Raw genomic sequence first — 13820 nt, 5'->3', positions numbered from 1 at the left:
TCGATATAATAAACACTTATTACAATTAATTTTTAGGTTTATATGACAAACAAAGAGTTTTTAACAATTATTCAAAAAGAAGCAAGTAAAACTGATTTTGATAGATATTTAAAACAGTTGATACTAAAAAAAGTATCAATTGAAGAAAATCTAGCTACATTTGAAGTAGCAAATAAATATATAGCTTCTTGGATAAAAAGCAAATATACAAATCTTATTCAACAGTGTTTTGAAATATTTGATGGCTCAAAACCAGAAATTGATATAAAAATAATTGGCGAAAAAAAGACAAAAAAAGATATTCAAAATATACAAATTCAAAATCAAACTCCCGAAAGTACTATACTAAATCCATCTTATACATTCGATTCTTTTGTAGTTGGTCCATCAAATCAGATGGCTTATAATGCTTCATTAGCAGTTTCTACAAAACCAGGTATACAGTACAATCCACTTTTTATTTATGGTGGAACAGGTTTGGGAAAAACACATATTTTACAAGCTATTGGAAATCATGCTTTAGAAAATGATAAAACAGTAATCTATGTAACAATAGAGCAATTTATGAATGATTTTACATTCTCTATAAAAAATAAAAATATGGAACATTTTAGAGCAAAATATAGAAATTGTGATGTTTTACTTATAGATGATATTCAATTTTTAAGTGGAAAAGAACAAACTCAAGAGGAGTTTTTTCATACTTTCAATGAACTACACAATGCAAAAAAACAAATAGTAATGACAAGCGATAGACTTCCATCACAAATTGCAGGTCTTGTAGATAGATTAAAATCAAGATTTGAATGGGGATTAACAACTGATATTCAAATACCAAGACTAGAAACAAAAATTGCTATTATTGAAAAAAAATCTGAATTAAATGGAATCAATTTAAGCCGTGAAATAATCACATTTATAGCTACAACTTTGGATAGTTCTATACGAGAAATTGAAGGTGTTTTAATACGAATAAATGCAAGTGCTTCACTACTCAATCAAGAAATAAATCTTGCAATGGTACAAAATCTTTTAAAAGACCAAATAAAAGAAAACAAAGAAAACATCAAACTTCCAGATATTATAAATACAGTTGCAAATGAATTAAATATAAAACCAAGCGATATTAAATCAAAAAAAAGAACAACATCAGTTGCAAATGCAAGAAGAGTTGTAATATATCTAGCAAGAGAACTAACTCATAACTCTATGCCTGATATTGCAAAATTTTTGGAAATGAAAGATCATAGTTCTATTTCTCATAATATTAAAAAAACAAATGAACTAATGAAAAAAGATGAAAATTTTAATTTAACAATTAAGAATTTAAAGAATAAATTAATCAATAAGGAGTAAAAGTTTTAAAGTAAATTGTGAAAAGATGTGAATATATTTTAATATTTAATCACTATTTAAAATATCGATTTTATAGTGTTTAAGTAGATATTTTCATCTTTTCACATAAACTACTACTTTTACTAAATTAAATAAAAAAATAGGAGAAAAAATGAAGTTGGTAATAAACAAATCTACTTTTGAAAATGTTGTAAGTTCAATGCAACCATTTTTAGAGAAAAAAGATTCAAGTGCAATAACATCTCACATATATTTAGAAACTATAAACAACAATCTAATTATAAAAGCTACTGACTATGAAATTGGTTTAGAAACTATATTGGATAATGTAAATGAAACAATAGATGGAAAAACAACTGTAAATGGTTCAAACCTATTAGGAATAATCAAAAGATTAAAAAATGAAGATATTATTTTAGAATCTACTTCAAATAATTTAGTTATAAAACAAGGTAAATCAACTTTTAAACTTCCAACTTATGATGCAAATGAATTTCCAAATATAAATAAATATGAAAATCTAAAAGATTTATCTATTACTACTATAAATTTTATAAATGCTATTAAAAAAATATCTCCAGCAATAGACAATAATAATCCTAAATTTGAACTAAATGGAGCACTATTAGATATTAAAAGTCAAAAAATAAATTTTGTATCAACAGATACTAGAAGACTTGCTTTATCACATTTAGAAAATATGGCAAACGAAGAAGCTCAATTAATTATTCCTAAAAAAGCAATTATTGAAATCCAAAAATTGTTTTTAGATAATGCAAAAATATCTTATGATAATACAAATTTAGTAATTGCAAATGAAAATACAAAATTCTTTACAAAACTAATAAATGGAAAATTCCCTGATTATGAAAGAATTATTCCACAAACTTTAAAAAATACTTTATATATTCCAAAAAATATATTTGTAGAATCTATTAAACTTGTAACTTCATTATTTTCAAATATTAAAATCACATTTAAACAAAATTCTATTATCTTTGAGTCTTTAGATGAAGATAGTGTTGCAAACACTCAAGTTGATATGGAGCTAAATATCCCAAATGATTTTTATTTAGCTGTAAATGCAAAATATTTACTTGATTTCTTAAGTATGACAAATAGTGAAAAAATAAAAATTGGATTTAATGAATCAAATTTACCATTTTACTTAGAAGATAATAAATTCATTACAGTTGTAATGCCAATAGTTTTAGAAAAATAAAAAGGAAACATAATGTCAGAATATGGTGCTAGTAATATTAAAGTTTTAAAGGGTCTTGAAGCTGTTAGAAAAAGACCTGGTATGTATATTGGAGATACAAATATAAATGGTCTTCATCACTTAATTTATGAAGTAGTTGATAACTCTATTGATGAAGCAATGGCTGGATTTTGTAGAAATATAAAAATAACTCTTACAAAAGATGGTTGGGCAAGAATAGAAGATGATGGAAGAGGTATTCCAACTGCAATTCACCCAACAGAAGGTATAAGTGCTGCAACTGTTGCTTTAACTGTACTTCATGCTGGTGGAAAATTTGATAAAGACACATATAAAGTTTCAGGTGGACTTCACGGAGTTGGGGTTTCAGTTGTAAATGCTTTATCAAAACATCTAAAAATGACAATTTACAGAGAGGGAAAAATTCATTATCAAGAGTTCAAAGAAGGAATTCCACAAGGAACTTTAGAAGTTATTGGAGATAGTCCTAGAAAAACTGGAACAGTTATTGAATTTTTAGTTGATGATACTATTTTTGAAGTTACAAAATATGAATTTAATATATTAAAAAAGAGATTTAAAGAAGTTGCTTATTTAAATCCAATCATATCTATAACTTTAGAAGATGAAGCTGCAAAATTAAAAGAAGTTTACCATTTTGAAGGTGGTATAAAACAATTTGTTGAAGATATGAATAAAGAAACAGCACTTTGCGAAGTTGTATCTTTTAGTGATAAAGTTGATGGTGTTGAAGTAGATATTGCTTTAATGTATAACGACACTTATATAGAAAAAACTCTATCTTTTGTAAATAATATACGAACAATAGATGGGGGAACACACGAAGCAGGATTTAAAGCTGGACTTACAAGAAGTATTTCTAAATATTTAAGTGAAAATGCAAGTGCAAGAGAAAAAGATACAAAAATAACTGGTGATGATGTAAGAGAAGGACTTATAGCAGTTGTTTCTGTAAAAGTTCCAGAACCACAATTTGAAGGTCAAACAAAAGGAAAACTAGGAAGTTCTTATGTAAGACCAATTGCACAAAAATTAACTGGTGATAATTTAGATAAATATTTTGAAGAAAATCCAACTCATGCAAAAGCAATAATGGAAAAAGCTTTAATGGCAGCACGAGGAAGAGAAGCTGCCAAAAAAGCAAGAGAATTGACTAGAAAAAAAGACTCTATGAGTGTTGGAACACTTCCTGGAAAACTTGCAGATTGCCAAAGTAAAGACCCAGCTATAAAAGAACTTTATTTAGTTGAGGGAGATAGTGCAGGAGGTTCTGCAAAACAAGGAAGAGATAGAGTTTATCAAGCTATTTTACCACTAAAAGGTAAAATTTTAAATGTTGAAAAATCAAGACTTGATAAGATTTTAAAATCAGATGAGATTAGAAATATTATCACTGCACTTGGTTGTGGTATTGGTGAAGATTTTGATGAAGAGAAAATTAGATACCATAAAATAATCATTATGACGGATGCCGATGTTGATGGTAGCCATATTCAAACTCTACTTTTAACATTCTTCTTTAGATTTTTAAGACCAGTTGTTGAAAAAGGTTATTTATATATTGCTCAACCACCTCTTTACAGATATAAAAAAGGTAAAAATGAAATATATTTAAAAGATAATGGTGCTTTATCTTCATATTTAATTGAAAATGGACTTGAAAATTTTGAGTTTGAAGGTATGGGATATAACGATTTACTAGATTTATTTAAACAAGTAGCACGATATAGAGCTATGCTTGAGCAGTTAGCAAAAAGATACTCTTTACTTGAAGTTTTAAAACATTTGATTGAAAATAGTGATTTAGTAAATTTAGAATATAGTGTATTGTATGAAAAAGTAAAAGAGTTTTTAGAAGCACGAGGTTATAACATACTTTCTAAAACAGTTTTAGATGATAGAATTCAACTTTTTGTACAAACAAATGAAGGACTAGAAGAACTTATAATAAATGATGAACTTTTTGCATCACCATATTTTAGTGAATCTACATTTATTTATAATAAATTAAAAGATAGAGATTTAACACTATTTGATGGAAAAGATTTAATAGAACTTCTTGAAGAAATAGAATCTTTAGCTAAAAAAGGTGCATATATTCAAAGATATAAAGGTCTTGGAGAGATGAATCCAGAGCAACTTTGGGAAACAACTATGACACCTGAAAATAGAAGACTTTTAAGAGTAAAAATAGAAGATGCAGAAGCTGCTAGTGATACATTTACTCTATTTATGGGTGATGAAGTAGAACCTAGAAGAAACTACATAGAATCTCACGCAAAAGATGTTGAACATCTTGATGTATAATTTGTAAGGTTTTTATACCTTACAAATTATCTTTTTGAAATATAATCTATTATTTTAAAACCATGATTTAAAGCAATAGCAATAGAACCTTCATTGTGTGCGGCTAAATCACCAGCTAAAAATAGCCCTTTTACATTTGTTTCAAAATTTTCATCAAAAATGGCTTTATGATGTTCATCGATTTGTATTCCACAATTTTTCAAAAAATCAGTTGGAGTTGTACCACCAATAGCATAAATTAGTCTATCAAAAACACTACTTTCTTCATTGCTAAAATAAACCTTTACTTTTGTTTCGCAAGCTTCTAAACTTAATATATTACAGGCTAATTTTATATTTAAAGCTTTTGTCTTTTCATACTCTTTTAGTATGTTTTCGTTTGTTTCATTGATCTTTGAGAAACTTTTTTGTCTATAAGCTAAAGTTACACTATTTTTATCATCAATAAGGCTATAAGCATATTCAGCTGCACTATTTCCACCACCAATAACTAAAATATTTTCATTCTTTGTACAGGAATCAAGATTGAAATTTACTATTTTTTGAATTTCTAAAGGTATTTTATAATCAGGTTTATTTGGTTTTCCCATTTTTCCAATAGTGATGATGACATTTTTTGCTAAAAATTTTTGAGTTTTTGAGTAAACTTCAAATATATTTTCGCTATTTTTTATCACTTTTTCTACTTCACTATTGTACAAAGGATTTATATTATGTTTTTCTAAAAGATTTTCAAAATATTTTAGAGTGTCATCTTTTGTAGAATCGAAAAAGTCTATATTTCCAATAATATCAACAATATGATTTTTCCAGTTTCTATCTACTCTTTTTCCATCTTTGTAAAATTTTCTTACAGTATCGAAAAAATTGTCACTTTTTTCTAAAACTAAAATATTATCAATATTTTTTACTTTTGCTTCAATCGCACAACTAACACCAGATACACCAGCTCCAATTATCAAAATATCAAAAATTTCTTTGTTCATAATTAAATCCTATGATAAATATATCTATATTTTATACTTGATTTATATAAAGTAGCTTTATAAGAGATATTTGGATAAAATATTTCTTAATTATTTGAAAAAAGGTTACTAATGGAAATAAAATATGGTGAAAAAGAGATTTTAGATTTTGATATAAATAATCCTGAAAATTTCTGGCCAAATGAGCATAATAAAAACTATACAATAGATATTGAGTTACCAGAATTTATGGCAAAATGTCCAAGAAGTGGTTACCCTGATTTTGCAACAATAAAAATACAATATATCCCAAATAAAAAAGTCATAGAATTAAAAGCACTAAAAATATATATAAACTCTTTTATGAATAGATATATTTCTCATGAAAATTCAGCAAATGAGATATTTGATACACTTTCTTCTAAATTAGAACCACGATGGCTTAAAGTTATAGCAGATTTTAAACCAAGAGGAAATGTTCATACAGTTATTGAAATAGATAGTTCAAAAGTATAAGAGAAATGTCTTGGAAAGATTAGTTACTACTTCTGAAGCAGCAGAAATTTTAGGCTTATCTTTACAAGGTATCCACTACCGTATAAAAAAAAATCAACTAAAATCACTAAAACAAGATGGAAAAACTTTTGTATATATAAATGATAATTTAATACAACAAGGTAATACACAAAATGTTCAAGAAACTACTAATTTTGATAAATTAATAGAAGCAAAAGATGAACAAATAATCATCTTAAAAAAATCTATAAAATGGATGAGAAACCAATATGTTTCTGAAATAGAAAGATTGGAAAAAAATCAAAAAAGAATAATAGAAGTTTTTAATAGTGAAATAAAACTTTTACAAAGTGCTTTTAATGAAATGAGAGCTATATATAAGCCACAAATTGAAAAAAAAAGTGATGATAAAAAAAGTGAATTTATAACTATAAAAGAGTTTTTTATGATACTAAAAAGAGCAAATAAAACAGAAGCTGAAATAAAAAATATCATATTTAAAGCTATAAAAAATGATGATAAAAGATTTATTTATAACAAAACTGATAAAAAACTTTTGATTTTAAATGATGATTTTGAAGATTTGATTTAGAAGTACAAAAAGTACTCCTTTCCAGATACTCAAACACAACACTAAAAAAGGTGCCTTGCTATGTTCCCATCCTGGGGCGTTGTCTTTAGTAATGCTTGAAAGGGTCTAAAAAGGAGCATTCAAAACACTTTTTGTGTTCTCAATGCTACTTTTAAAGATTGTGATTTTAGCTAATATATCTTTAATATATAATAAAAGGGAAAAATGACATATTTAATACTATTCTTTTCAGCATTTTTGTCTGCAACCCTCCTTCCTCTTGGAAGTGAAGCTTTACTGATTTACAACATTTTAGAAGGTTATAATCTTTTTTTACTTTTATTTTTTGCCACTTTGGGAAATGTACTAGGTTCCGTTTTAAACTATTATTTGGGTTTAAAAGGAGAAGAATATTTAGTAAATAAGAATTTTGTAAATGAGAAATATATAAATCTTTGTAAAAAATATTTTGATAAATATGGAGCTTTCTCTATTCTTTTTGCATGGTTACCAATCATTGGTGATCCTATTACTTTTGTAGCTGGAGTTTTGAAATATAATTTTAAAATATTTTTGGTTTTAGTAATAATATCAAAGTTAGGAAGGTACCTATTTATAGCTTTGATAATCTAATAAAATTTATAATTTATTTCAAAAATCCAATAGGAATAGCATACATATTTTCATCAATTTGTAAAAATGTATCTCCCATATATAAAACAATTCCTTTATCAAACTCTTTGTGTAGTTCATTTTTAAGAGTATATATATGTTTAAAATCATCTTTTTTAACTGTTTTTGAAGCTTTTATCTCAAGCGCAATAATTTTATTTGAATACTCTAAAATAAAATCAATCTCCTTTTAATACAGATTTGTTAAATTCATCTTCTGTACTAATTTGAAGCAGATGACAAAGAACTCCCGTATCAATAGAAAAGATTTTTGGAGTTTTAACTAATCTTTTTATATACATCTTATAATCCTTAAATATCTTGTTGTATATTACATAAATTTATATAATTTATACTTATTACTATGAAGACTAAAATAATTTGATATAATAAAAAATATGACAAAAGGAGTTACTATGACTAAAGTTATGAATAGAGTTATAGATGACATACAAGAACTTTCACAAGATGAAAAAAACAATCTTATAAAATTTTTGATTGCTTCAATGGATGAAAAACACGATGAAAGTTCGGAAAATAAATGGCTAGAACTTTCTAAAAAAAGATATGAAGAAATACAATCTGGACAAGTTCAAACTCAAAGTTGGAATGAAATAAAACAAAGAGTATTAAGCTAAATGTTTAAGCAAATTGTTTTTCACCCTGATGTTGCATAAGATATTAAAGGAGCATATCTTTGGTATGAAAAACAACTTCTAGGTTTAGGAGATAGATTTTTACTTGAACTTGAAGATGGATATAGTGTGATAATAAATTTTCCAAACTCTTGGGTAAATTCTCAATATGGATTTAAACGGTATATTTTAAATAAATTCCCATTTTCTATAATCTATAAAATTGTAAATAATCAAATAATGATAATATCTGTTATGCATAATAGTAGAAAACCAAACTATTGGCAAGATAGAGTTGAATGATAAGTTGTTATATAGTTTAAAAGACTAATATTTATGATACAATATACACAATATTTATATGTATAAAGGATATGTATATGACAGCAATATATGATAAAAATGCAAAGAAAAAAGCTACAAATATTTCCATAAACTCTGAATTACTAGAAAAAGCAAAACAATACAAAATAAATATCTCTGCAAATGTTGAAAAAACTCTTGAAAAATTGATACAAGAGTATGAAAAAGTAAATTGGGAAAAACAAAATAAAGAAGCAATAGAAGATTATAATCAAAGAGTAAAACAACAAGGGCTTTTTTCAGACCATTTTAGGAGTTTTTGATGGCTCAATTTGATGTCTATGAAAATATAAATGAAATGACAAAAGAGAAATTTCCATATATTATTGATATACAAAATAATATTTTGAAAGATTTATCTTCAAGAGTTGTAATTCCTATGAGAAAATCAAATAAAACTATAAATATTTTAAATCCAAACTTTAGTATAAATGGTATAGAAGTTGTATTATCAACACAAGAAATTTCAACTATTTCAACAGATAACTTTGGAAATAAAGTTTGCTCTTTGAAAGATAAAGCAGATGAGATTTTAAACTCAATAGATTTTTTGATAACAGGGTTTTAACTTAAAAGATAAATGATAATAAATTTACATAAAGATATAATACAAACTTTAATAAACAGATAAGAGGAATAAATGGCACAAAAATATCAATTAGAAGAGCATATAAATGATTGGGTAAAAGCCAAATTTGAAAAGTTAGGTTTAAAAAACCAAAAAGATTTTTATACAGAATCAGCAATTCCTGAATATTTAAAAGAGGCATTAAAGGGTCGAGCAAAAACAGAAAATAGAACAAATTTTGGTAAACCAGATTTTAGTCTTACAAAATATAAAATACCTACTATTATTGAAAATAAATTAGGAAGTAAAAAACTTATCTCTGAAACAAAAGATGGAATAAGATTTGATGAAAAATCTATAAGAGATTTTGCAGTAAATGGTGCTTTATATTATGCTACTGGAATGATAGCATCTGGAAAATACCACGAAGTAATTGCTATTGGAATTGTAGGAGATTGTAAGGAAACTATTGAAATAAAAGTTTACTATGTTTATGGTTCGGGTGAACACTCTTATAAATTACTTGACAATATAACAACTCTTGATTTTCTTGAAAATCAAAAAACATTTGATGAATTTTATAATAGTGCTATTTTAACAGAAGAAGAAAAACACGAAATACTTATAAACTCTCAAGCAACTTTACAAAAGTATGCAAAGAGCCTAAACAAACTTATGCACAATCATAATATAACCGCTCCACAAAGAGTATTATATGTTTCAGGTATGCTTTTATCTATGCAAAATGTAGTAGATAAAGAAGGAAAAATTATTCAAGATGGTTTAGTTCCAGATGACTTAAAAGCAATACAAAGTGAAACTAAAAGAGATGGAGTTCAAATAATAAACCAAATCAAGGAGTTTTTAACTTTTAGAGATATTCCTACCGATAAACAAGAACTTATGTTGTCTAGTTTTAAGGAAATTTCAAAAGATTCTCAAAGAGATGAACCAACAGTTTTAGATAAAGAAGTATCAAAATTTTTAAATAAAAATGAAAGTAGTAATAAACAAATATTTACTTTTATTTATCATAATATATTTTTATCTATTGATGCTATGGCAGGGCATCTTGATATTATGGGAGAGATGTATTCAGAATTTTTAAAATATGCTTTGGGAGATGGAAAAGAGATAGGTATAGTTCTAACTCCACCATATGTTACTAAAATGATGGCTACAATTTTAGATGTAAATCAAAATAGTAAAGTTATGGATTTAGCAACAGGTTCAGCTGGATTTTTAATTTCAGCAATGGAGCTTATGATACAAGATAGCGAAAATCTTTATGGTAAAAAAACAAGCCAAGCAAATGAAAAAATAGAAAATATCAAAAAAGAGCAACTTTTAGGAGTTGAATTAAATGCTGAAATGTTTACATTAGCTGCAACAAATATGATTTTAAGAGGAGATGGAAGTTCAAATATACAAAAAGGTAATACTTTTGATACTCCAGAAAAACTATATACAGATTTTAAAGCAAATAAACTACTACTAAATCCACCCTTTAGTTATAAAGAAAATGGTATGCCTTTTATTGAATTTGGTTTGAACAAGATGGAAAAAGGCGGATTAGGAGCAATTATTATACAAGATTCGGCAGGAAGTGGAAAAGCAGTTTCTACAAATAAGAAAATATTAAAAAATCACACACTAAAAGCAAGTATTAAAATGCCTGTTGATTTATTTCAACCTATGGCTGGAGTTCAAACAAGTATCTATATATTTGAAGCACATAAACCACATGATTTTGAACAAACAGTAAAGTTTATAGATTTTAGAGATGATGGATATAAAAGAACAAGTAGGGCATTACAAGAAATAAATGAACCTACAAAAAGATATTCAGATATTATCAAAATTTATAAAGCAGGGTTAAATGCAAAAATAGATGCAAACTGGAATTTAAAAGAAGTATATATAGAAGATTTTATAAATCAAAGTGGAACAGACTGGAATTTTGACCAGCATAAGATTATAAATAGTAAGCCAACTTTAGAAGATTTTAAAAAAACTGTAAGTGATTATCTATCTTGGGAAGTAAGTAATATTTTAAAGCAAAATGTAAGAGATAATAGTCTGGGAAAGTAGAAACCCTACTCAATAAAAAATTAGAAAGTATTGAGTGGGGTGAATATAAACTTGGAGATTTGTTTGAAATTCAAAATACATTGAGTTTTAATAAAGATAAGCTTACGAATGGTTCAGAGTATGATTATATTACTAGAACATCACAAAATCAAGGAATTTTGCAAGAAACAGGATTTGTAAATCAAGAAAATATAAATGCATCAGATAATTGGAGTTTGGGGCTTTTACAAATGGACTTTTTTTATCGTGAAAAACCTTGGTATGCTGGACAGTTTATTAGAAAAATAATTCCAAAATTTAAACTTAATAAAAGATCTATTATTTATTTTACAACAATTTTAAACAAGCAAAAAAAGAATTTATTATCTGGGCTTGTCAGAGATGTAGATAAAATATTTTTAAATTTAAAAATTCAACTCCCAATTAAAAATGAAAAAATAGATTTTGAGTTTATGGAAAGCCTTATAGCAGAGTTAGAAGCTTATCATATAGCAGAGTTAGAAGCTTATTTGGCGGCGGCAAATCTAATAGACTATACTTTGAATGATGAAGAAAAAGCAGTTTTAGATGATTTTATAAGTAGTAAAATTGAGTTTAAAGATTTTAAAATTGGAGAATTATTTGAAATAAATTCTTATAAAAAACGATTTGATGCAAATAAGGTAGATATTTCAGAAATTGGTAATCCTTATGTTGTTAGAACAAGCTTAAATAATGGTATTAGGGGTTATATAAATGAAGATGAAGAATTTTTAAATGATGGAAATACGATATCTTTTGGGCAAGATACAGCAACAATGTTTTATCAAAAAAAACCATATTTTACTGGTGATAAAATAAAAATTATAAAATCAAAAGATAAAAGATTTAATAACTTAAATGCACTATTTTTTATTACTACAATGACAAAATCATTTAGTTATTTTTCTTGGGGGAGTTCAAGTTTTAGTGTAAATATTATTGCAAATCAACTAATAAAGTTACCAATACAAAACAATCAATTGAATTATAAACTTATGAATATATTTATTTCAGCTATTCAAAAACTAGTTATAAAAGATGTTGTTTTATATGCTAATAAAAAAATATCTACTATAAAGAGTATAGTTAGCTAGTTTTATAATTTTTAAATAAACTAAAGATTATGAAATTGTAAAAAAATATTTCATAATCCTTAAATTTTATGTATTGTATTAAAATATTTTAAATATAAAAGATTGTTAAATCTTTCCCACAACAATTTTCTCAAGCCATTTTATATGTCTTGGTCCATTTCTTATATCATCTATACTTATTAGTGCGATTTTACCTTGATAATCTTTAAGATATTCTCCATTTTTCTTATAAAAAACTATTATATTATCTCCTAGTTTTGTATTAAAAACTTCATTATATGAAAAAATTGCATCATAGCCATCACTTGCAACAACTTGAATATATATTTTATTAAAATCTTTTTTGCTAGTTATATCAACAACAGCTTTATCTAAAATATCTTTTAGCAAGACACCTTCATAGCTTTCTACATTGTCTTTTGTTTCTCCACTCATACAAATAACAGGAGTTGAACCACTTTTAAAATAACTCATTTTTTCAAGCTCTTCTACATTTAATGATAGCTTATTTAAAACTAAACCAGAAACTTCAACTTTTGTTGATACTTTGTAATTTTCATTTGCAAATAGCGATAATGAAAATATCAAAACTAAAAATATTTTTTTCATACTTCTTTCTCCCACGAAATAAATGCCCAAGTTATAGTCTCTTTTGATTTCTTATTTTTATATATTGTATTAAAATACTCTCTTAGGATTTTTTCCTCTTTTTTTGACATATCACCTAAACTCCATTTTAAACTTTGTATAAAATCATCTTCATTTGGTGTATCAAATTTTGAAGAGTTTGTTTTGATAAAATCAACTTTTGCAAATATTCCCATACTATGTAAACAATTTACTAAATATATATAATCAGGTCTTGGAATAATATCTCTTTTGATTTGCTCTAGTATCTCTTTATCTATAAAACTTCCACCAACTTTTGTAGTGATATAAACTCTTTTATTTGCTTTATCATTTAATTTTTGTAAAGCTTTTTTTATATCTTTTACTTCCATTGACCGACTTGCAACTACAATATCAGTATTTGGTACATCTTCCCAAGAGTCATACCAAGATTTATGAATTGTTGTAAGATTATCTATATTTTTATCTTTTGCATTTTCATTTGCATAATTTAGCATCTCTTGTGAATAATCAAGAGCATAAACATTTTTTAGCTTTTTTGCAAGAGCCAAAGAGATGGTTGCTGGTCCACTTCCAACATCAAGTAAAGTTTCACAATCACTTGTATCCACTTTGCTTATAAACTCTTTTGTATAAGGACTATTTACAACATTTTGACTAAAATATTTTGCTTTATTATCCCAATCTTTGCTACTTTTACTTTTAAAAGTAGAGTTTTTCATCTGTTTTTTATACAGTTTTGAAAAATTTAACTCATCTAAATTTGTTTTTACTAGTGCCATTTTTTC

16 protein-coding genes are annotated in these 13820 nt (G+C 25.8%); 12 read left to right on the top strand and 4 right to left on the bottom strand.

The window, feature by feature from the left end; translation table 11 throughout:
- The first annotated feature begins 42 nt into the window (after window positions 1-42).
- The 3 genes from dnaA to gyrB all read left to right on the top strand — a co-directional run bounded on the left by dnaA (window position 43) and on the right by gyrB (window position 4906).
- Entirely contained in the window at window positions 43-1356 is a 1314-nt protein-coding gene (dnaA, locus tag ACNSOS_RS06865) for a chromosomal replication initiator protein DnaA (protein ID WP_418184701.1), read from the top strand.
- A gap of 151 nt (window positions 1357-1507) precedes the next feature.
- Window positions 1508-2578 carry a DNA polymerase III subunit beta gene (dnaN, locus tag ACNSOS_RS06860; RefSeq protein WP_418184700.1) on the top strand — a complete coding sequence of 357 codons (1071 nt, stop codon included), beginning with the start codon at window positions 1508-1510 and terminating at the stop codon, window positions 2576-2578.
- A gap of 12 nt (window positions 2579-2590) precedes the next feature.
- A complete protein-coding gene (gyrB, locus tag ACNSOS_RS06855; RefSeq protein WP_418184699.1) occupies window positions 2591-4906 on the top strand; it encodes a DNA topoisomerase (ATP-hydrolyzing) subunit B in 2316 nt (771 codons plus the stop codon).
- A gap of 26 nt (window positions 4907-4932) precedes the next feature.
- Here gyrB and ACNSOS_RS06850 read toward each other — a convergent pair whose 3' ends face one another.
- The gene (locus ACNSOS_RS06850) at window positions 4933-5892 is read right to left on the bottom strand and encodes an NAD(P)-binding domain-containing protein (RefSeq protein ID WP_418184698.1); all 960 of its coding nucleotides are present in this window, start codon (window positions 5890-5892) and stop codon (window positions 4933-4935) included.
- A 117-nt stretch (window positions 5893-6009) separates the two neighbouring features.
- On the opposite strand from ACNSOS_RS06850, the gene queF reads away from it, so the two are divergent.
- The 3 genes from queF (at window position 6010) to ACNSOS_RS06835 (ending at window position 7591) form a co-directional block, all read left to right on the top strand.
- Window positions 6010-6387, top strand: a complete 378-nt coding sequence (gene queF, locus ACNSOS_RS06845; protein ID WP_222718434.1) for a preQ(1) synthase — start codon at window positions 6010-6012, stop codon at window positions 6385-6387.
- Between the two features lie 10 nt (window positions 6388-6397).
- Window positions 6398-6979 carry a DNA-binding protein gene (locus ACNSOS_RS06840; protein WP_418184697.1) on the top strand — a complete coding sequence of 194 codons (582 nt, stop codon included), beginning with the start codon at window positions 6398-6400 and terminating at the stop codon, window positions 6977-6979.
- Between the two features lie 204 nt (window positions 6980-7183).
- Window positions 7184-7591: a YqaA family protein gene (locus ACNSOS_RS06835; protein WP_418184696.1), complete on the top strand. Its 408-nt coding sequence runs from the start codon at window positions 7184-7186 to the stop codon at window positions 7589-7591.
- Between the two features lie 218 nt (window positions 7592-7809).
- On the opposite strand, the gene ACNSOS_RS06830 is transcribed toward ACNSOS_RS06835, so the two are convergent.
- Complete coding sequence (locus ACNSOS_RS06830; RefSeq protein ID WP_418184695.1) at window positions 7810-7932, bottom strand: hypothetical protein; 123 nt, start codon at window positions 7930-7932, stop codon at window positions 7810-7812.
- A 114-nt stretch (window positions 7933-8046) separates the two neighbouring features.
- On the opposite strand from ACNSOS_RS06830, the gene ACNSOS_RS06825 reads away from it, so the two are divergent.
- From ACNSOS_RS06825 to ACNSOS_RS06800, 6 genes are all read left to right on the top strand, one after another.
- Window positions 8047-8268, top strand: coding sequence for an addiction module protein (locus ACNSOS_RS06825; protein ID WP_418184694.1), 222 nt, complete (start codon window positions 8047-8049; stop codon window positions 8266-8268).
- A 126-nt stretch (window positions 8269-8394) separates the two neighbouring features.
- Window positions 8395-8568 (top strand): hypothetical protein, encoded by a 174-nt coding sequence (locus ACNSOS_RS06820; RefSeq protein WP_418184693.1) that lies wholly within the window; start codon window positions 8395-8397, stop codon window positions 8566-8568.
- Between the two features lie 77 nt (window positions 8569-8645).
- Window positions 8646-8891, top strand: a complete 246-nt coding sequence (locus tag ACNSOS_RS06815) for a type II toxin-antitoxin system CcdA family antitoxin (protein WP_113909225.1) — start codon at window positions 8646-8648, stop codon at window positions 8889-8891.
- Window positions 8891-9196, top strand: a complete 306-nt coding sequence (locus ACNSOS_RS06810) for a CcdB family protein (RefSeq protein WP_418184692.1) — start codon at window positions 8891-8893, stop codon at window positions 9194-9196. The genes ACNSOS_RS06815 and ACNSOS_RS06810 overlap by 1 nt, the downstream gene beginning before the upstream one ends.
- Window positions 9197-9268: 72 nt before the next feature.
- Window positions 9269-11287, top strand: coding sequence for an HsdM family class I SAM-dependent methyltransferase (locus ACNSOS_RS06805; protein WP_418184691.1), 2019 nt, complete (start codon window positions 9269-9271; stop codon window positions 11285-11287).
- A gap of 59 nt (window positions 11288-11346) precedes the next feature.
- Window positions 11347-12402 carry a restriction endonuclease subunit S gene (locus tag ACNSOS_RS06800; protein WP_418184690.1) on the top strand — a complete coding sequence of 352 codons (1056 nt, stop codon included), beginning with the start codon at window positions 11347-11349 and terminating at the stop codon, window positions 12400-12402.
- A gap of 105 nt (window positions 12403-12507) precedes the next feature.
- Here the strand turns inward: ACNSOS_RS06800 and ACNSOS_RS06795 are convergent, their stop codons facing one another.
- Window positions 12508-13011, bottom strand: coding sequence for a molybdopterin-dependent oxidoreductase (locus ACNSOS_RS06795; protein ID WP_113909237.1), 504 nt, complete (start codon window positions 13009-13011; stop codon window positions 12508-12510).
- Window positions 13008-13814 (bottom strand): class I SAM-dependent methyltransferase, encoded by an 807-nt coding sequence (locus ACNSOS_RS06790; protein WP_418184689.1) that lies wholly within the window; start codon window positions 13812-13814, stop codon window positions 13008-13010. The genes ACNSOS_RS06795 and ACNSOS_RS06790 overlap by 4 nt, the downstream gene beginning before the upstream one ends.
- Window positions 13815-13820: the final 6 nt, after the last annotated feature.

This window comes from Aliarcobacter vitoriensis, assembly GCF_048320235.1.
Lineage (GTDB): Bacteria > Campylobacterota > Campylobacteria > Campylobacterales > Arcobacteraceae > Aliarcobacter > Aliarcobacter vitoriensis.
Note: the sequence above shows the minus strand (reverse complement) of the source record. Positions and strands in the feature narration are given on the sequence as shown.

Bases quoted from the DNA above. Each gene is read 5' to 3' on its own strand.
- dnaA (WP_418184701.1), top strand. From the start codon at position 43: ATGACAAACAAAGAGTTTTTAACAATTATTCAAAAAGAAGCAAGTAAA.
- dnaN (WP_418184700.1), top strand. From the start codon at position 1,508: ATGAAGTTGGTAATAAACAAATCTACTTTTGAAAATGTTGTAAGTTCA.
- gyrB (WP_418184699.1), top strand. From the start codon at position 2,591: ATGTCAGAATATGGTGCTAGTAATATTAAAGTTTTAAAGGGTCTTGAA.
- ACNSOS_RS06850 (WP_418184698.1), bottom strand. From the start codon at position 5,892: ATGAACAAAGAAATTTTTGATATTTTGATAATTGGAGCTGGTGTATCT.
- ACNSOS_RS06835 (WP_418184696.1), top strand. From the start codon at position 7,184: ATGACATATTTAATACTATTCTTTTCAGCATTTTTGTCTGCAACCCTC.
- ACNSOS_RS06830 (WP_418184695.1), bottom strand. From the start codon at position 7,932: ATGTATATAAAAAGATTAGTTAAAACTCCAAAAATCTTTTCTATTGAT.
- ACNSOS_RS06825 (WP_418184694.1), top strand. From the start codon at position 8,047: ATGACTAAAGTTATGAATAGAGTTATAGATGACATACAAGAACTTTCA.
- ACNSOS_RS06815 (WP_113909225.1), top strand. From the start codon at position 8,646: ATGACAGCAATATATGATAAAAATGCAAAGAAAAAAGCTACAAATATT.
- ACNSOS_RS06810 (WP_418184692.1), top strand. From the start codon at position 8,891: ATGGCTCAATTTGATGTCTATGAAAATATAAATGAAATGACAAAAGAG.
- ACNSOS_RS06805 (WP_418184691.1), top strand. From the start codon at position 9,269: ATGGCACAAAAATATCAATTAGAAGAGCATATAAATGATTGGGTAAAA.
- ACNSOS_RS06795 (WP_113909237.1), bottom strand. From the start codon at position 13,011: ATGAAAAAAATATTTTTAGTTTTGATATTTTCATTATCGCTATTTGCA.
- ACNSOS_RS06790 (WP_418184689.1), bottom strand. From the start codon at position 13,814: ATGGCACTAGTAAAAACAAATTTAGATGAGTTAAATTTTTCAAAACTG.